Source organism: Streptomyces longispororuber (assembly GCF_014656095.1).
Classification (GTDB): domain Bacteria; phylum Actinomycetota; class Actinomycetes; order Streptomycetales; family Streptomycetaceae; genus Streptomyces; species Streptomyces longispororuber.
The window spans coordinates 1-16,982 of the sequence record NZ_BNBT01000109.1; the positions used below are offsets into that span (position 1 = coordinate 1).

Genomic DNA, 16,982 nt, shown 5'->3' on the forward strand with positions numbered 1-16,982 from the left:
GGGCGCGGCCCCGGGCGCGGGGCGGCGCCGGGCGCGGGCCTTGTGGGCGGCGGCGCCCGAGACCGCGTGGGCAGGGGGGCGCCCGAGGCCACGTAGGCGGCGGGCGCGCGAGGCCGCGGGCGTGACGGGCCCCCTCGGTCAGCCGCCCAGCTTCTCCTCCATCCAGGCCACGCCGAACTCCACGACGTCGCGGGCCTCGAAGAGGTGGCACTCCGCCGCGCCGACCCGGCCCCGCAGCCCCTTGCCGGCGGCCAGCAAATCCCGCGCGATGACCTCGAACGGCCAGACGCCGTCCGGCACCACGGAGGAGTAGTCGAAGGCGCCGTCCTCCGAGTCGATGTCGCGGAAGCGGCGCCAGACCCGCTCGCCGTTCTCCACGACCGGCTGTTCGTAGTCGACGAAGCGCTTGCCGGGAGCGTCGGCGAGGGCCTCGGCGTGGTGCAGCAGCGTGATCGAGTCGAGGGGCGCGCCGAGCAGCAGCACACGACCGCCCTTGGCGACGAGCCGCGCCAGCGGGCTGTCCGGGCCGTGCGGGTCGTCCCAGGGGTGGTCGGCCATCAGCTCCTCGGCGGCGGCGCCGAGGGCCGCGAAGCTCGCGTCGGGGTGGCGGCTGCGCACCGCCCCGGGCCGGCGGCGCAGGGCCTCCGGCAGCCGGCCGTTGTTGTGGTCGGCCTCGCTGAGGACCGGGTCGTACGCGGGGTGTTCCGCGCGCAGGGCGTCCTGCCACTCCTGGGGCCAGTCGGTGCTCCACTCGTACGGCGGCGCGTCGTTCCAGCCGCAGGTGACCATGAGCGTGCCGCGCTCCCCCACGACGTCCAGCAGCGCCCCGATGACGGTGGCCGGTCCGCCCGCCACGTACCCGAGGGCGGACATCTGGGTGTGGAACATCGCGACGTCGCCCTCGGCGAGGCCCAGCTCCCGCAGCTCACGGGCGAGCCGCCCGCGCGTCACCGGCCCCCCGGACCGCTTCAGCAACTCCATCTCGTCCATGACCGCGACGCTAACCGGTCAACGGCCCTGCCCGGCAACCCATTTACGGCCCAGACCAGCCGCCTCACTCACGGGCACGGCGGCGGTACCGCCCGCGAACCCACGGGCACGGCGGCCGCTCCACCCGCGGGCACGACGCGGCGCTTACACGTCCGGCGCGGAACGCGCCGCTCCTCAGCGGTCGGTCACCGCGCCCAGGGGCTCGCCGACGACCCGGTCGGCGAGCCGTGCCGCCAGGACCTCGGCGTCCCGCGCGAGGACGGCTTCGGCCGCGGCGCGCTCCGCGGCGATGCGCGCGGTGCCCTCGGCGACGAGCGCGTCCCGCTCGCGGGCGCCCTCGGCGCGCGCGGCCTGGACGGCGGCGACGCCCTCCTCCGTGGCGCGCTGGCGTATGCGGGCCGCTTCGTGGCGCCCCTCGGCGAGCACCGACTCGCACACCGCGCGCACCTCGTCCGCCTCGCGGCGGATCTCGGCGGCCTCGCCCTCGCGGCCCGATATGAGCCGCTCCCGGTCGGCCAGGACCCGGTTGATCCGGGGCAGCAGCACCCCGGCGAGCATCCAGAAGGAGGCGGCGAACGTCACGAGCGCGACCAGCAGGTCGGCACCCCGCGGCTTGAGCGGACCGAGATCAAGGGCAAGCAGCTCCATGCCTCTGTCCCTTCCCACCCGCCCTAGCGGGCGAACGCGCTTTCGAGCCAGACCGTGGCCGAACCGCGGCCAACCGACTGCCCGGCGCGCCGCGTACGGGCCGACGAGCACCGCTGCGGGCCCGGCCACCGTCCCCCTTCACCCCGTGCCTTTGTCAGGGTTCCTTGACACAAGGTCGGCGTCAGGGCAGCCTGACACGCATGGAAGCTGAGGGCACCCCGGCCTCGCTGGCCGGACTGGTCACGGACAAGGACCCCGCTGTCGGCCTGCAGGCCGTCGTCGCGCTGCGCCGTCTCCTGGAAGAGCTGGAGCGGCTGCATGTCGACAACGCCCGTCGGCAGGGGTGGTCGTGGCAGAGCATCGCCACGTCGTTGAACGTCAGCAGACAGGCCGTGCACGAGAAGCACGCGGGCAGGCGCAAAGCCATGGGCATGGAGGAGTAGCGGTGTTCGAGTTCTTCACCGATCACGGGAAGCGGGCCGTGACGGCGGCCCAGGACGAGGCGATCGCCCTGGGGCACGACTTCATCGGCACGGAGCACCTGCTGCTCGGCCTGCTCACGGCGGAGGGCGGGACGGCCGCCGACGTGCTGCGCGGGCAGGACGTCGACCTGACACGCGCCCGGCGGGAGACCCTGCGCGTCCTGGAGGCGGCCGGGGTCACCGCCACGGGCGGGCGGCCCGCGGCGGACGCCTTGTCGTCGATCGGCATCGACGTGGCGGAGATCCGGCGCCGGGCCGACGCCTCCTTCGGGCCCGGCGCCTTCCAGTTCCCCCGGCCCGCCTACACCCCCAAGGCCCGGCAGGCGCTGGAGAACACCCTGGGCGAGGCCCGTGCGCTGGGCCGTGACAGGTTCGGCACCGCACACGTCCTGCTCGGCCTGCTCACCGTGCCCGAAGGCCACGCCCTTGAGGTCCTGGCCGCCCTCCAGGTCGACCCCGCGGACCTCCGGGAGGCGGTCCTCGCCCAGGCCGCCCGGGAAGAGCGGTGAAGGCGGGCCGGATCACCGCGGTGAGCCGCAACGCCTCGTACGCGTTCAGCAAGCCCAACCACGCGTCCATCACCCTGCTGGCCGGCCTGGGGGTGGAGGGGGACGTCCACGCGGGGGAGACGATCCGCCACCAGTTCCGCATGACCTATGAGCCGGACCTGCCCAACCTGCGGCAGGTCCACCTGATACACGAGGAGCTCTTCGACGAGCTCGGGCTCAAGGGGTACGAGGTCTCCGCGGGCCGGCTGGGCGAGAACATCACCACCCGCGGGGTGGACCTCCTGGGGCTGCCCACCGGTTCCCTGCTGCGGCTCGGAGCCGACGCGGTGGTCGAGGTGACGGGACTGCGCACCCCGTGCTCGAAGATCAACGATTTCCGGGCGGGCCTTCTGGACGAGATGATCGTCTGGGACCCGCTCGCCGACGGGTACACCTTCAAGTGCGGCGTCATGGCCGTGGTCCGCCGGACGGGCACCGTCCGGCCCGACGATCTCGTAGAGGTGGAACTCCCCGCCCTGCCGCACCGCTCGCTGGAGCGTGTCTAGGCCCGGACCCGGACACCACGGAGACGGCGGCGGCACCCGTGCGCCGAGTGACCGGAACGGAGCACGGGGCCGTGCCGCCCCGTGGGTTCCCTCGCCGTCCCCTCGCCTACAGGCTGTCCAGGAAGTTGCCGACGGCCTCCACCACGCGGTTCCTGCGGCGGTGCGCCTTGCTGCAGTAGCGGCGCGTCCGCCACCGCCCGCGCGGCTGCGGCACGGGCGCGTGACACCAGTCGCACGGCAGCGTGCGATACCTTCCCCCGTTCACACCCACCACCCTAAGCAACGCCGCCCACGGCTACAGCACCGGCAGGTTCTTCCGCAGCTCGAAGGCCGTGACCTCGCTGCGGTACTCCTCCCACTCCTGCTTCTTGTTGCGCAGGAAGAAGTCGTAGACGTGCTCGCCGAGCGTCTCGGCGACGAGTTCCGAGCGCTCCATCAGGGAGATGGCCTCGCCCAGGTTCTGCGGCAGCGGTTCGATGCCGAGGGCGCGGCGTTCGGCGTCGCGCAGGGCCCAGACGTCGTCGTCGGCGCCCGGCGGGAGCTCGTAGCCCTCCTCGATGCCCTTGAGGCCGGCCGCGAGGAGGACGGCGTAGGCCAGGTAGGGGTTGGCGCCGGAGTCGAGGGAGCGGACCTCGACGCGGGCCGAGCCGGTCTTGCCGGGCTTGTACATGGGCACGCGGATGAGCGCGGAGCGGTTGTTGTGGCCCCAGCAGATGTAGGAGGGGGCCTCGCCGCCGGCGCCCGCGGTGCGCTCCGAGCCGCCCCAGATGCGCTTGTAGGAGTTGACCCACTGGTTGGTGACGGCGGAGATCTCGGCGGCGTGCCGCAGCAGGCCCGCGATGAAGGAGCGGCCGACCTTGGAGAGCTGGTACTCGGCGCCGGACTCGTAGAACGCGTTCCGGTCGCCCTCGAAGAGGGAGAGGTGCGTGTGCATGCCGGAGCCCGGGTGCTCGGAGAACGGCTTCGGCATGAACGTCGCCTGGACGCCCTGCTCCAGCGCCACCTGCTTCATGACCAGGCGGAAGGTCATGATGTTGTCGGCCGTGGAGAGCGCGTCGGCGTAGCGCAGGTCGATCTCCTGCTGGCCCGGCGCGCCCTCGTGGTGGCTGAACTCGACCGAGATGCCCATGGATTCGAGCATCGTGATGGCCTGGCGGCGGAAGTCCATGCCCACGTTCTGCGGGGTGTGGTCGAAGTAGCCGCTGTTGTCGGCGGGGGTCGGGCGGGAGCCGTCGGTGGGCTTGTCCTTGAGCAGGAAGAACTCGATCTCGGGGTGGGTGTAGAAGGTGAACCCGAGGTCGGAGGTCTTGGCGAGGGCGCGCTTGAGGACGTAGCGCGGGTCCGCGAACGACGGCGAGCCGTCCGGCATCAGGATGTCGCAGAACATCCGGGCCGTGCCGGGGGCCTCCGCGCGCCAGGGCAGGATCTGGAAGGTGCCCGGGTCCGGCTTGGCGATCATGTCGGACTCGTAGACGCGGGCGAAGCCCTCGATGGCGGAGCCGTCGAAGCCGATGCCCTCGTCGAAGGCCTGCTCCAGCTCGGCGGGGGCGACAGCGACCGACTTCAGGAAGCCGAGTACGTCCGTGAACCACAGGCGTACGAACCGGATGTCGCGCTCCTCCAGAGTGCGGAGCACGAACTCCTGCTGCTTGTCCATCTCGACTTCCACCCATCCTTGCTGGTCGGAACCGGCTGCTCCCGAGCCACGGGACGTCGCCCCGGCACATGAGCATCCCACCACACGGTTTCGTCCGCGTTGCGGCCGCTCCTTGCCCATACTGCACGGTCCCGCGGACGCGGTGACAGCGGCGTCGGACCACTCCCTTAAAGTGACATTTCAGATGCAACTTTTACGCGGGCCGGGGTGCCGGTCCGCGCCGCCGGGACGCCCGCCCGCACGGCCGGGCCGGGGTCCCACGAGAGGAGGCACCTTGCTGTCCGACCGGTCCGCCGCCACCGTCCGCGCCACCCTGCCCGTCGTCGGGGCCGCCGTCGGAGACATCACCGAGCGCTTCTACGACCGGCTCTTCGCCGCGCACCCCGAGCTGCTGCGGGACCTCTTCAACCGCGGCAACCAGGCCTCCGGCGCGCAGCGCCGGGCGCTCGCCGGGTCCATCGCGGCGTTCGCCACCCACCTCGTGGAGCACCCGGACGACCGGCCCGACGTGCTGCTGTCCCGCATCGCGCACAAACACGCCTCCCTGGGGATCGCGCCGGAGCAGTACGAGACGGTGCGCGAGCACCTCTTCGCGGCCATCGCCGAGGTGCTCGGCGACGCCGTCACGCCGGAGGTGGCGGCGGCCTGGGACGAGGTGTACTGGCTGATGGCGAACGCCCTCGTCGCGATCGAGGCGCGCCTTTACGCCGAGCGGGGCATCGCGGCGGGCGCGGACGCCCTGCGCGCCTGGGAGGTGGTGGAGCGGGTGGAGGAGACGGCGGACGTCGCCACGTTCCGGCTGCGCCCCGCCGACGGCGGGCCCGCGCCCGCCTTCCGCGCGGGCCAGTACGTGTCCGTCCAGGTCGAGCTGGCGGACGGGGCCCGGCAGATACGGCAGTACAGCCTGACCGGGGCGCCCGCCGCGGACGTACGGCAGATCAGCGTGAAGCGGGTGCGGGGGACGGGGGCCGACGGCGGGCCCGGCGCGGCCGCCCCCGACGGCGAGGTCTCCACGTATCTGCACGCACACGTGCGCGCGGGCGACCGGCTGCGGGTCTCGGCGCCGTACGGGGACCTCGTCCTCGACGACGCCGTCCTGAGCGGCGGCCCCGGCGGCGGCCTGGACGGTGGCGCTCCGGACGCCGGCGCCCTGGACGGTGGCGGCCCGGGCGGCGGGGCGCCCGCCCCGCTGCTGCTCGCCTCGGCGGGCATCGGCGTCACGCCCATGATCGCCATGCTGGAGCAGCTCGCGGACGCCGGGCACGCGGGCCCGGTCACCGTCGTGCACGCCGACCGCTCCCCCGCCGCGCACGCGCTGCGCGCGGAGCACCTCGCGGGCACCGGCCGGCTCCCGGGCGCCACCGCCCACTTCTGGTACGAGGACCCGGAGCCGGGGCACCCCGCCGACCGCACGGGCCGCGTGGACCTCACCGGCCTGCCGGTGGCGCCCTCCACGCACGCGTACCTGTGCGGGCCGCTGCCCTTCATGAAGGCGGTACGGTCCCAGCTCCTGGCCAAGGGGGTCGCGCCCGCCGCGATCCACTACGAGGTCTTCGGCCCCGACCTGTGGCTGGCGAGCCCGAGCAGCAGCGGCCCGGTCGGCGAGGCGACGATGTCGTCGACGGTCACGGGGTCGAGGGCGGCGTAGAACGCCTCCTGGGCGCGGCGCAGGGCGCCCCGCAGCCGGCACCCCGAGCTGAGCGGGCACGGCATCGCGCCCTCGCAGTCCACGACGTCGCCCCGGCCTTCCAGCTCCCGCACCAGCGCGCCGACGGACGCCGTGCGCCCCGCCTCGGTGAGCGCGAGGCCGCCGCCCCGGCCGCGCCGGGCCTCCACCAGGCCGAGGCGCTGGAGGCGCGCGGCGACCTTCGCGGCGTGCGTGTAGGGCACCGCCATGTCACCGGCCACCTCGCGCGTGGTGGGCGCGGCCGCCGCGCCGCCTGCTCCGGCCGCGGCCACCACGGCGAGACGCATGAGCATGCGCAGCGCCAGGTCGGTGGAGTGCAGGAGCCGCATGCCGCGCAGCGTAGGGAATGCGCCCGGGTCGTTCAAATTGGCGAGCGGCCCTGCCACCGGGGAGCGCGAGGGCTACGATCAACGCACTCGCAACGCCCGCGCACGCCCTTCGCACCGCCCGGCACCACCTCCGCGCACCGCCCCGGTGCCGCCCCGCACCGCCCCGGCACCACCCGCAAGGCCCCGCGCACCACCCCCGCACCGCCCTCAGCTCGACCCATCCGATCCGTCCCTTTCCGCAGAAGGACACACCATGGGTTCCGCCAAGAAGACGAGCAGCGCCGAACGCAAGGCCCGAATAGCGGAGATGCGGCGCGCCGAAGCCGCCCGCGAGCGCCGTGCCCGCGCGCTCACCATCACCCTGAGCGCGGTCATCGTCGCGGCCGTCGGCATCGGCGGCTACTTCCTCGTGGCGTCCGCCGACGACGACTCCTCGGACTCCGGCAAGCCGGGCGACGCCAAGGCCGTGGCCGAGTTCACCCGGACCAAGGACGGCGAGAAGGTCTGGGACGCCAAGAAGCTGGGCCGCACGCACGTGGCCGGCAAGGTCAAGTACCCGGTGACGCCGCCGGTGGGCGGCAACCACCACCAGGTGTGGATGAACTGCAACGGCGACGTCTACAAGAAGGAGATCCCGAACGAGAACGCCGTGCACTCCCTGGAGCACGGCTCGGTCTGGGTCACCTACAACGACCAGGCGAAGCCCGCGGACCTGAAGAAGCTCGAGGCGAAGGTGAAGAAGACGCCGTACTCGCTGATGAGCCCGGTCAGGAACCAGAAGGAGCCGCTGCTGCTCACGGCGTGGGGCCACCAGCGGGCCGTGACGGGCGCCGACGACCCGAAGGTCAACTCCTTCTTCTCCACGTACGTGCAGGGCAAGCAGACCCCGGAGCCGGGCGCCGCCTGCACCAACGGCATGAGCCAGTGACGACCGTGGTGACCGCGGCGGTACGGCGGCGACAATGGCGGAGTGGGCGATGACACGGGTCCGGGCAGGAACCTCGGCGGCGGTCCCGGCCGCGGCCCTGGTGGGGCCCCCGGCAAGGACGGAGCGGGCGTGAGGCGTACCGACTGGCTGATCGGCGCCGTCGCGGGCGCGGTGCTCGCGGCGGGCGGCATCACGGCCGCCGTCGCGTCCACCGACGACTCCCCGGGCTCGGGCTCCGGCTCGGCGTCCGGCGGCGCGCCGTCGAGTTCCTCGGCCGACGCGGGGTTCGCGCGGGACATGTCCGTGCACCACCAACAGGCCGTGGAGATGTCGTACGTCGTCCGCGACCGCACGGAGAACGAGGAGATCCGGCGGCTCGCGTACGACATCGCGCAGACCCAGGCCAACCAGCGCGGCATGATGCTCGGCTGGCTCGACCTGTGGGAGCTGCCGAAGGTGTCCGAGGGGCCGCCCATGGCCTGGATGGGCATGAGCGAGGCCCCGTCCCCCGGGGAGGGCTCGCTGATGCCGGGCATGGCGACGAACGCGCAGATGAAGCGGCTCGGCGAGCTGAACGGCCGCGCGGCGGAGGTCTCCTACCTGCGCCTGATGACCACCCACCACAAGGGCGGCATCCACATGGCCCAGGGGTGCGTGGAGCGCTGCGAGGTCGACGCCGAACGCCGCCTGGCGCAGGGCATGGTGGAGTCCCAGGAGTCGGAGGTCGCCCTGATGACGACGCTCCTGAAGAAGCGCGGCGCCAAGCCGTAGCCCGGGCCCCGCACGACCCGGTGCCGGAGGCCGGGGCTGGAGGTGCGGCTGGGGCTGGGGATGCGGCTGGGGGGGGCTGGAGGCACGGCTGGGGCCGGTGTGGTCGTGATGGCTTATGCCTGGATGAACTGGACGGCCCTGTCCCTCGCGGCGTCCGGCGCGCTCCTCGCCCTCGCCCCCCGTCTCACCCCGCCCGCCAGGTCACGCGCGGCGGGCGGACCGCCGCGCACAGGGGCAGGCCCGTCTCGTCCGTGAGGGTGAGCTCGGCGGTGGCCGAGCCGGTGGTGAGCGCCTCGCGGGGTATGTCGGCGAAGTACAGCTTGGCGCGGCGGAACATGGTGAACCGGCCGCCGGGCGGCAGTTCGCCCCACGTCAGGTAGAAGAACCGCGCGCCCCGCTTGCCCTGCGCGTAGGGGCCCTTGAAGTCCGGCGTGCCGTCCGGCGCGGGGGCGAGCCCGACCTCGAACTCCCAGGCCGCCTCGGCCGCGTCCGCGCGCACCGGGGCCTCGGGCTCCGCGCCGCGCTGGACCGCCACGTGCACGTCCCCGTACTCCCCGCACGCCGCCCCGGGCAGCTCCCGCCCGACCACCCGCACCGTCAGCTTCCGCGTCTCCTGCGTCATGCCCCCATGGCACCACGAGGGTCTGACAACGGCCCGCCCCACCGCCGACGGGCGCCCCCGCCTACCGCGCCCGGCGCACCGCGTCGGCCACCGCGCGCGGCCGGTCCCGCATCAGCAGGTGCCCCGCGGGCCACAGCCCCCGGAACTCGGCGCCCAGGGCCCGCGCCAGCGCCCGCTGGCGGGACATCCAGCGGCCCGTGCCCGTGGAGTCCGCCGCGAGCACGGTCACCGGCACCCCGCCCGGCAGGGGAGCCCGCCGCCGCAGCAGGGCGAGTTCGCGCGCCACGTCGCCGTACGTCGCATACTCGACGAGCGCGGTCCGCCACACCCGGCTCGTCCCGTACACCTCGCGCAGCTCACGCGGCGCAGTGCCACCGCGCAGCAGCGGACCGAGGGCGCGCGGCACCCCGGCCGCCCCCAGGAGCACCCCGCACGCCCGCGCGCCCGCCACGCGTGCGCCCCGTCCGGGCAGGGCCCGGGGCCGCTCCTCCACGCTGGAGTCGACGAGCACGAGCCCGGCCGTCCGCCGCGGGTGGAGGCGCGCGAAGGCCTCCGCGTGGAACCCCGCCAGGGAGTGCCCCACCACCGTCACGGCCCGGCCGCCCAGGCCGACCGCGTCCAGGACCCGCCCGATCCGCGCCGCCTCCCCCGCCGCCGACGGCACCCCGCGCGCGGGCCCGCTGCGGCCGAGGCCGGGCCGGTCGAAGCGGACGACGGTGCGCGTGGCGGCGAGCAGCTCCACCACCGGGTCCCACTCGCACCAGGCGAGCCCGAGCCCCGCGCTGAGCACGCACACCGGCCCGGTGCCGGTCACCTGGACGTGGTGCGGCACCCCGTCGATCCGTACGAACACGCCCTCATCCCTCCCGTCCCGCGCGGCCGTTCCGTCGTACGTGCCACGCCAGGACCACCAGCCACACGGCGATCGCGAGCACCTGGAGGCGCTGGCCGACCCCGAGCCCCCACGTGCCGTGCCCGGCGTCGAAGGCGAGGATGGCCGCCACGGTCCACACGGACGCGGCGACCTCGACGGCCACGAGCACCGCCAGCGCCCGACGCAGCCACGCCCCGCCCTCCCCGGCGCGGCGTACGGCGGCCGTGAGCAGCACCATCCCCGCCAGCGCCCCGGCCACGGCCACGCTGCTGCTGACCGCGTGCGCGGCGTGCGTGGCGGGGACGAGCCCCGCCCGCTCGCGCGCCGCGCACGCCGCGTCGACGGTGGGCGCGCAGCTCAGCGGCAGCCACGCGTCGGCCGCGGTGGCCGCGCCGAAGAGGGCGAGACCGGCCCAGCCGAGGCCGGACAGGGCACGGACCCGGGGCACGGTGCCCCCGGCGCGCAGCCGCACCAGGCCGCCGACGGCCCCCGCGCCCACCAGCAGCCCCGCCGCGCAGTCCACCGCCCGGAAGAAGGCGCCGTACGGCTGGTCCCGCGCGGCCAGCTCGCTCACGTACGAGCGCAGCGGCGAAAGGCCGGTCGGCAGGACGGCCTCCAGGGTCCAGGAGGTGTAGGCGGCGGCCCCGAGGACCAGCAGCGCGGCGACGGCGGCGCGGACGGACCCCGGGGCCCCCACGGCGGGCGGTGCGGGGGGCGTCCGCGGTCGGGCGCTAGTGGGCATGCGACCCCTGGTGGTCCGGGTGCACCCATTCCGGTTTGCGGAACTTGAGGAAGGCGAACGGTGCCGCCACGCCGAGTGCGAGCAGCCCGCCGCCGACGATCAGCAGGTAGCGCCAGAGCGGCGCGTCACCGAACTGGTCCGGCGGTACGAAACCGATCGCGAGCGCGCACGCCGAGGCGGCGAAGCCGACACCGGCCACGAGCGTGACGGCGGGCACGACGAAGCCGCGCGGCACGTCCGGCCGGGTCCGGCGCAGCCGCACCACGGCCACGAACATCAGCAGGTAGGCGATGAGGTAGATCTGCACGGTGATCACGGAGAACATCCAGTACGCGCTGGACACGTCGTCGCTGAACGCGTACAGGACACCGATCAGGGTGGTGATCACGCCCTGCGCGACCATGATGTTCAGCGGTACGCCGTGCCGGTTGAAGCGCTGCAGGAACGGCGGCAGATAGCCCTCCTGGCGGGCCAGCGTCACCAGGCCCTTGGCGGGTCCCGCGAGCCAGGTGAGCATGCCGCCGAGCGCGGCCAGGACGAGCATGATCCCGACGACCTTCGTCAGCCACCCGACGTGGAAGTGGTCGAAGAACGCCTGGAAGGCCTGCATCAGTCCGGCGGTGAGGCTGAGCTGCTCGGACGGCATCACCCAACTGATGGCGAGGGCCGGAAGGATGAAGATCAGCAGCACCAGGCCGGTGGCCAGGAAGATCGAACGCGGGTACTCCGCGCGCGGGTGCCGCAGCGCCGACACGTGGACGCCGTTCATCTCCATGCCGGCGTAGCTCAGGAAGTTGTTGACGATGAGCACGAGGCTCGCGAGGCCGGTCCACGGCGGCAGCCAGTGGTCGGTGGACATGGGCGCGGCGGACTCGTTGCCCTGCCCCAGGAAGACGATGCCGAGCGCGATCAGCACGACCCCGGGGACGAGGGTGCCGATCACCAGACCCAGGGAGGAGAGCCCCGCGACGGCCCTGGTGCCGCGCGAGGTGATCCACACGCCGGTCCAGTAGATGACGACGATGACGATCGCCACGTAGAGGCCGTCCTCGGCGAGGCTCGGGTGGACGACGTACGCGAACGTCGAGGCCACGTACGCGAGGAGGCTCGGGTAGTACGCGATGGTCATCGCGAACTGGCACCACACCGCGACGAACCCGAGCGGCTTGCCGAGCGCCTCGCTGACCCACCGGTAGATGCCGCCCCGCCACCCGGAGGCGAGCTCCGCGCCCACCAGGGCGGTGGGCAGCAGGAACACCACGGCGGGCAGGAGGTACAGGAAGACCGCCGCGAGGCCGTAGATGGCCATGGTGGGCGAGGGCCGCAGGCTGGCCACCGAGGCCGTGGTCATCAGGGCGAGCGTCACCCAGGAGATGAACTGCCGCTTGGTCCCGGTGTCCTCCCCGAACTCCGCGGCCTCCTCGCCGCGGTCCTCCGCGGCCGTCCCGGGCACCGCGGACGCCCCGGCCTCCCCGGCCGCCGCGTCCGTCGCGGCCTCCCCGGCCGCCGTCGTGTCGCCCGCGCTCTGTCCGGGCTTGTCCGTACTCGTCATGCGTTCATGATCAATGTTCCGCGCGCACCCCGCACATCGCCCGATACCGGGGAGGGGTAGGCTCCGGCCCATGCGTCCCGACCGGCAGCCGACAACCGCGAGCGGATTCCTGCTCGTTGTCGCGCTGCTGTGCGGCATCGTGACGATGCACACGTTGGGCCATCCCCGGGACCACGGAGCGGGGTCCCCGGGGGCCGGAGGCCCGGCGGCCGCGGGGCAGCCCGTCGCGGGGGACGCCGTGGCGGGGCACGCCGCCGCGGACGCCTCTGCCGTCGGCACAGGGGTTCGCGGTCACGAGTCCACCGGGGCCGGTGCCTCGCACCGGGCTGACGCCGTTCCTGGGGTCGTAGCCGCGCACCGGGCCGGTGCCGTTCCTGGGGTCGGTGCCGCGCACCGGGCCGGTGCCGTTCCTGCGGCCGATGGCGCGCACGGGGCGGGTGCCGTGCACGAGGTGCGGTGGTCCGGGTCCGCGGGGGCGGCGGGCAGTGAGCCCGGTGCTCCGGCCGTAGGGGCCGCTCCGCGGGCGGACGCCCCCGGGTCCGCGTCCCACGGCACCGGCATGGATCCGCTGTCCGTGTGCCTGGCCGTCCTGGGCGGCGCCCTCGTGCTCGCGCTCGTCGGCGCGGTGGTGGCACGGGCCCCGGCCGCCGTGGTGGTCCGCCTCCCCGCCGGGCTGCGGTGCGCGCCCCGGCCCGACCCGAACGCCCCCCGCGCGCTCCTCGCCCGTCTCGCCGTGCTGCGGATCTAGGCCGCCGTACCGGCTGCTCCGCGCTGCCCGCGCCGGGAGGGAACCTCCGGCGGCCGAGCGGTGTATCAGAAGCAGCAGACGCGACCGCCAGCACGCACCACTTCAGTACGGACGAGGTGTTCCAGTCATGCACGACCGCACCACCCCCACTCAGCGCACCCCGCGCACCCCGCGCGCCTCGCGTCGCGCCCTGCTCGGCGCCGCCCTCGCCGCCTCCGGGGCCGGGCTCGTCACCGCCTGCTCCGGCGAAGCACCGCGCTCCGGCCACGGCGGCGAAGCCGGCCCGTCGACCGGCGCGGAGGGCTATGTGTCGCCCACCGGCCGCGAGGTGGCCGCCGCGGAGGAGAAGCGCCCCGGCGGCGGCAGGCTCCGCGAGCTGAAGCTCATGGCGATGCCCACGAAGCTCGACCTCGGCGGCCGTACGGTCAGGACCTGGGCGTATGGAGACGGGCTGCCCGGCAAGGAGGTCCGCGTGACGGCGGGCGACACCCTCTCGCTCGCCCTCGCCAACCACCTCCCGCAGGCCACGAGCCTGCACTGGCACGGCCTGGCGCTGCGCAACGACATGGACGGCGTCCCCGGGCTCACGCAGCGCGCGATCGCGCCGGGCGCCGACTTCACCTACCGCTTCAAGGTTTCGCACCCGGGGACGTACTGGTTCCACCCGCACTCCGGCACCCAGCAGGACCGCGGCCTGTACGCGCCGCTGATCGTCGACGACCCCCGGGAGCCGCTGGCGTACGACAAGGAGTGGGTGGTCGTCCTGGACGACTGGGTCGACGGCGTCGACGGCTCCACCCCCGACGCCGTCCTCGCCGAGCTGCGCCGCGGCATGGACCACGGCGGGGGTTCCGGCGGCATGGACCACGGCGGGAGCATGGACCACGGCGGGGGCATGGACCACGGCGGCGGCCCGGAGAACACCGGCGGCTCCGGGGACTCCGGCGGCTCCGGCGGCTCGGGGCACGAAGGGCACATGTCCCGTACCGCCGTGACCACCGGGCGGCGCTCCCCCGGGGCCGCTTCCGGGCCCGAGCCGGACCCCGCGGGCCCCTCCCGCATGCTCATGGGGTCCACCAGCGACATCCTCGGCCGCGACGCGGGCGACGTGGCATACCCGTACTACTTGATCAACGGTCGGGCGCCCGCGGACCCGTCGACGTTCCGCGCGCGCCCCGGCGACCGCATCCGGCTACGGCTGATCAACGCGGGCGGGGACACGGCCTTCCGTGTGGCGCTCGGCGGCCACGAGCTGACGGTCACGCACTCCGACGGCTTCCCGGTGCGGCACCGGAAGGCCGATGCCCTGCTCATCGGGATGGGCGAGCGGTACGACGTCCTGGTCACCGCCAAGGACGGCGTCTTCCCGCTGACCGCGGTGGCCGAGGGCAAGAAGGCGGCGGCCCGTGCGCTGCTGCGCACGGGCGGCGGCCCCGCGCCGTCCCCGTCCGCGCGCCCCGGGGAGCTCCGGCGCCGCGTCGTCCTCGCCGACCGGCTCACGGCGGACGACTCCGTGGCCCTGGAGGCCGGGGAGCCGGACCGTACGGTGCGGATCCGGCTGACGGGCGGCATGGCGAGGTACGACTGGGCCTTCGACGGCGAGCCGTACGACCCCGGGCGGCGCCACCCGGTGCGCGCGGGCGAGCGCGTGCGCCTGGAGTTCACCAACGCCACCTCGATGTGGCACCCGCTGCACCTGCACGGCCACACCTTCGCCGTGGCGAGCGCCCCCGGCCGCCCCCGCAAGGACACCGCCGTCGTCCTGCCCAACGGCCGCCTGACGGTGGACCTCACGGCGGACAACCCGGGCCTGTGGATGATCCACTGCCACAACGTGTACCACGCGGAGGCGGGGATGATGACGGTGCTCGGCTACCGCTCCTGACCTGGGGCGCCGCCCCGGCGCACCGCGCTCCCGGACGAGGACGGGCGGCCTCGTCCAGCCCCGTCCGGGAGCCCCTCGACCGGGGTGCGGAGCCGCCTCGTCCGAGCGCATCGCGTCGAGGTGACGATTAGACTGGATCCGTGCCTCAGCTACGCGTTGCCCTGAACCAGATCGACTCGACGGTCGGCGACCTCGACGAGAACGCCGACGCGGTACTCCGCTGGGCCCGGCACTCGGCCGAGCAGGGCGCGCACCTCGCCGCGTTCCCGGAGATGGCACTGACCGGCTACCCGGTGGAGGACCTCGCGCTGCGCTCCTCCTTCGTGGAGGCCTCCCGCCGGGCCCTGCGCGCCCTCGCCGGCCGGCTGCGCGACGAGGGCCTCGGTGAACTGCCCGTCGTCGTCGGCTATCTGGACCGCTGCGACGAGGCCACGCCGCGCTACGGCCAGCCCGCCGGGGCGCCGCGCAACGCGGCGGCCGTGCTGCACCGCGGCGAGGTGGCGCTCACGTACTCCAAGCACCACCTGCCCAACTACGGGGTCTTCGACGAGTTCCGCTACTTCGTGCCGGGCGAGACGCTGCCGGTCGTCCGCGTGCGCGGTGTGGACGTGGCGCTCGCGATCTGCGAGGACCTGTGGCAGGACGGCGGCCGCGTCCCGGCCACCCGCACGGCCGGGGCCGGGCTGCTGCTGTCCATCAACGCGTCGCCGTACGAGCAGCACAAGGACGACCTGCGCCTCGAACTGGTCCGCAAGCGGGCGCAGGAGGCCGGCTGCACCACCGCGTACCTCGCCATGACGGGCGGTCAGGACGAGCTGGTCTTCGACGGCGACTCGATCGTCGTCGACAAGGACGGTGACGTCATCGCGCGGGCCCCGCAGTTCACCGAGGGCTGCGTGGTGCTCGACCTGGACCTGCCCGCGGCCGCCGCCGAGCCGCCGTCGGGCGTCCTGGACGACGGGCTGCGCGTCGAACACGTCACGCTCTCCGCCGAGCCGCTGCCCCCGTACGAGGCGGAGCACACCGGCACGTACGCGGAACGCCTCGACGACGACGAGGAGGTCTACTCCGCGCTCGTGGTGGGCCTGCGCGCCTACGTGACGAAGAACGGCTTCCGCTCCGTGCTCGTCGGCCTCTCCGGAGGTATCGATTCCGCGCTCACCGCGGCGCTGGCCTGCGACGCGCTCGGCGCGGAGAACGTGTACGGGGTCGCGATGCCGTCCCGCTACTCCTCCGGGCACTCGGTCACCGACGCGGCGGAGCTCGCGCGGCGCACCGGGCTGCACTTCCGCACGGTGCCGATCGTCCCGATGTTCGACGCGTACATGGAGTCCCTGGAGCTCACCGGGCTCGCGGAGGAGAACCTCCAGTCGCGGCTGCGCGGCACGCTGCTGATGGCCCTCTCCAACCAGGAGGGGCACATCGTGCTGGCGCCGGGCAACAAGTCGGAGCTCGCGGTGGGGTACTCGACGCTGTACGGCGACTCGGTGGGCGCGTACGGGCCCATCAAGGACGTCTACAAGACCGCGGTCTTCCGCCTGGCGAAGTGGCGCAACCGGGCCGCCGCCGAGCGCGGCGAGACCCCGCCGATCCCCGAGAACTCCATCCGCAAGCCGCCGAGCGCGGAGCTGCGGCCGGACCAGGTCGACACGGACTCGCTGCCGGACTACCCCGTGCTCGACGCGATCCTGGAACGGTACGTGGACCGGGACCAGGGCGCCGAGGCGGTCGCCGCGGCGGGCTTCGACGCGGAGCTCGTGGCCAAGGTGCTGCGGATGGTGGACACCGCGGAGTACAAGCGGCGGCAGTACCCGCCGGGGACCAAGATCTCGGCCAAGGGGTTCGGGAAGGACCGGCGGCTGCCGATCACCAATGCCTGGCGCGAGTAGCCTCCGGCTGGGTGGGCGGGGGTGGCGGGGCTTTCCCACCCGCCCACCCGTGCGGCCCGGCTGCGTCGGTGGGGCCTGAAGCGTGCCCCGCCGATAGGCACCAGGCTCGCTGTCGCGGGGTTGC

The 16,982-nt window shown here is 74.3% G+C and carries 17 protein-coding genes; 9 read left to right on the plus strand and 8 right to left on the minus strand.

Going from position 1 to position 16,982, the window contains the following annotated elements; genetic code table 11:
- Positions 1-138: 138 nt before the first annotated feature.
- Both aac(3) and IE330_RS26975 read right to left on the minus strand, forming a co-directional pair.
- Entirely contained in the window at positions 139-990 is an 852-nt protein-coding gene (aac(3), locus tag IE330_RS26970; protein ID WP_190138730.1) for an aminoglycoside 3-N-acetyltransferase, read from the minus strand.
- A gap of 174 nt (positions 991-1,164) precedes the next feature.
- Positions 1,165-1,638, minus strand: coding sequence for a F0F1 ATP synthase subunit B (locus IE330_RS26975; protein WP_190138731.1), 474 nt, complete (start codon positions 1,636-1,638; stop codon positions 1,165-1,167).
- 200 nt (positions 1,639-1,838) lie between these two features.
- Between IE330_RS26975 and IE330_RS26980 the strand changes: the two genes are divergently transcribed.
- The 3 genes from IE330_RS26980 to IE330_RS26990 are packed head-to-tail and all read left to right on the plus strand — an operon-like array spanning position 1,839 to position 3,174.
- The gene (locus IE330_RS26980) at positions 1,839-2,081 is read left to right on the plus strand and encodes a hypothetical protein (protein ID WP_190138732.1); all 243 of its coding nucleotides are present in this window, start codon (positions 1,839-1,841) and stop codon (positions 2,079-2,081) included.
- A gap of 2 nt (positions 2,082-2,083) precedes the next feature.
- Complete coding sequence (locus IE330_RS26985) at positions 2,084-2,629, plus strand: Clp protease N-terminal domain-containing protein (RefSeq protein WP_190138733.1); 546 nt, start codon at positions 2,084-2,086, stop codon at positions 2,627-2,629.
- Positions 2,626-3,174: an MOSC domain-containing protein gene (locus tag IE330_RS26990; protein WP_229925957.1), complete on the plus strand. Its 549-nt coding sequence runs from the start codon at positions 2,626-2,628 to the stop codon at positions 3,172-3,174. The genes IE330_RS26985 and IE330_RS26990 overlap by 4 nt, the downstream gene beginning before the upstream one ends.
- Before the next feature lie 295 nt (positions 3,175-3,469).
- On the opposite strand, the gene glnA2 is transcribed toward IE330_RS26990, so the two are convergent.
- Positions 3,470-4,831 (minus strand): gamma-glutamylpolyamine synthetase GlnA2, encoded by a 1,362-nt coding sequence (gene glnA2 / locus IE330_RS26995; protein WP_190138750.1) that lies wholly within the window; start codon positions 4,829-4,831, stop codon positions 3,470-3,472.
- Between the two features lie 274 nt (positions 4,832-5,105).
- On the opposite strand from glnA2, the gene IE330_RS27000 reads away from it, so the two are divergent.
- A complete protein-coding gene (locus IE330_RS27000) occupies positions 5,106-6,479 on the plus strand; it encodes a globin domain-containing protein (RefSeq protein WP_190138734.1) in 1,374 nt (457 codons plus the stop codon).
- Here IE330_RS27000 and IE330_RS27005 read toward each other — a convergent pair.
- Positions 6,374-6,847: an RrF2 family transcriptional regulator gene (locus IE330_RS27005; protein WP_190138735.1), complete on the minus strand. Its 474-nt coding sequence runs from the start codon at positions 6,845-6,847 to the stop codon at positions 6,374-6,376. The genes IE330_RS27000 and IE330_RS27005 overlap by 106 nt on opposite strands.
- Positions 6,848-7,100: 253 nt before the next feature.
- On the opposite strand from IE330_RS27005, the gene IE330_RS27010 reads away from it, so the two are divergent.
- Positions 7,101-7,775: a thioredoxin-like domain-containing protein gene (locus IE330_RS27010; protein WP_190138736.1), complete on the plus strand. Its 675-nt coding sequence runs from the start codon at positions 7,101-7,103 to the stop codon at positions 7,773-7,775.
- 129 nt (positions 7,776-7,904) lie between these two features.
- A complete protein-coding gene (locus IE330_RS27015) occupies positions 7,905-8,546 on the plus strand; it encodes a DUF305 domain-containing protein (protein WP_190138737.1) in 642 nt (213 codons plus the stop codon).
- Between the two features lie 184 nt (positions 8,547-8,730).
- Here IE330_RS27015 and IE330_RS27020 read toward each other — a convergent pair whose 3' ends face one another.
- The 4 genes from IE330_RS27020 to gadC form a co-directional block, all read right to left on the minus strand.
- Entirely contained in the window at positions 8,731-9,168 is a 438-nt protein-coding gene (locus tag IE330_RS27020) for a DUF5990 family protein (protein WP_229925958.1), read from the minus strand.
- A gap of 61 nt (positions 9,169-9,229) precedes the next feature.
- Positions 9,230-10,021 (minus strand): alpha/beta fold hydrolase, encoded by a 792-nt coding sequence (locus tag IE330_RS27025; RefSeq protein WP_229925959.1) that lies wholly within the window; start codon positions 10,019-10,021, stop codon positions 9,230-9,232.
- Positions 10,022-10,025: 4 nt separating this feature from the next.
- Positions 10,026-10,784: a DUF998 domain-containing protein gene (locus IE330_RS27030; RefSeq protein WP_190138738.1), complete on the minus strand. Its 759-nt coding sequence runs from the start codon at positions 10,782-10,784 to the stop codon at positions 10,026-10,028.
- Positions 10,774-12,336 (minus strand): glutamate/gamma-aminobutyrate antiporter GadC, encoded by a 1,563-nt coding sequence (gadC, locus tag IE330_RS27035; protein ID WP_190138739.1) that lies wholly within the window; start codon positions 12,334-12,336, stop codon positions 10,774-10,776. The genes IE330_RS27030 and gadC overlap by 11 nt, the downstream gene beginning before the upstream one ends.
- Positions 12,337-12,895: 559 nt before the next feature.
- Here gadC and IE330_RS27040 point away from each other — a divergent pair.
- From IE330_RS27040 to IE330_RS27050, 3 genes are all read left to right on the plus strand, one after another.
- The gene (locus IE330_RS27040; protein ID WP_190138740.1) at positions 12,896-13,084 is read left to right on the plus strand and encodes a hypothetical protein; all 189 of its coding nucleotides are present in this window, start codon (positions 12,896-12,898) and stop codon (positions 13,082-13,084) included.
- Positions 13,085-13,211: 127 nt separating this feature from the next.
- Positions 13,212-14,969: a multicopper oxidase family protein gene (locus IE330_RS27045; RefSeq protein ID WP_190138741.1), complete on the plus strand. Its 1,758-nt coding sequence runs from the start codon at positions 13,212-13,214 to the stop codon at positions 14,967-14,969.
- 140 nt (positions 14,970-15,109) lie between these two features.
- On the plus strand, positions 15,110-16,858 hold the full coding sequence (locus tag IE330_RS27050; protein ID WP_190138742.1) for an NAD+ synthase: 1,749 nt from the start codon (positions 15,110-15,112) through the stop codon (positions 16,856-16,858).
- The last annotated feature ends 124 nt before the right edge of the window (positions 16,859-16,982 follow it).

Excerpts from the sequence above, each read along its gene's own strand:
- IE330_RS26975 (WP_190138731.1), bottom strand. The coding sequence starts at position 1,638 with ATGGAGCTGCTTGCCCTTGATCTCGGTCCGCTCAAGCCGCGGGGTGCC.
- IE330_RS27040 (WP_190138740.1), top strand. The coding sequence starts at position 12,896 with ATGGATCCGCTGTCCGTGTGCCTGGCCGTCCTGGGCGGCGCCCTCGTG.
- IE330_RS26980 (WP_190138732.1), top strand. The coding sequence starts at position 1,839 with ATGGAAGCTGAGGGCACCCCGGCCTCGCTGGCCGGACTGGTCACGGAC.
- IE330_RS27010 (WP_190138736.1), top strand. The coding sequence starts at position 7,101 with ATGGGTTCCGCCAAGAAGACGAGCAGCGCCGAACGCAAGGCCCGAATA.
- gadC (WP_190138739.1), bottom strand. The coding sequence starts at position 12,336 with ATGACGAGTACGGACAAGCCCGGACAGAGCGCGGGCGACACGACGGCG.
- IE330_RS27045 (WP_190138741.1), top strand. The coding sequence starts at position 13,212 with ATGCACGACCGCACCACCCCCACTCAGCGCACCCCGCGCACCCCGCGC.
- glnA2 (WP_190138750.1), bottom strand. The coding sequence starts at position 4,831 with ATGGACAAGCAGCAGGAGTTCGTGCTCCGCACTCTGGAGGAGCGCGAC.
- IE330_RS27005 (WP_190138735.1), bottom strand. The coding sequence starts at position 6,847 with ATGCGGCTCCTGCACTCCACCGACCTGGCGCTGCGCATGCTCATGCGT.
- IE330_RS27020 (WP_229925958.1), bottom strand. The coding sequence starts at position 9,168 with ATGACGCAGGAGACGCGGAAGCTGACGGTGCGGGTGGTCGGGCGGGAG.
- IE330_RS27030 (WP_190138738.1), bottom strand. The coding sequence starts at position 10,784 with ATGCCCACTAGCGCCCGACCGCGGACGCCCCCCGCACCGCCCGCCGTG.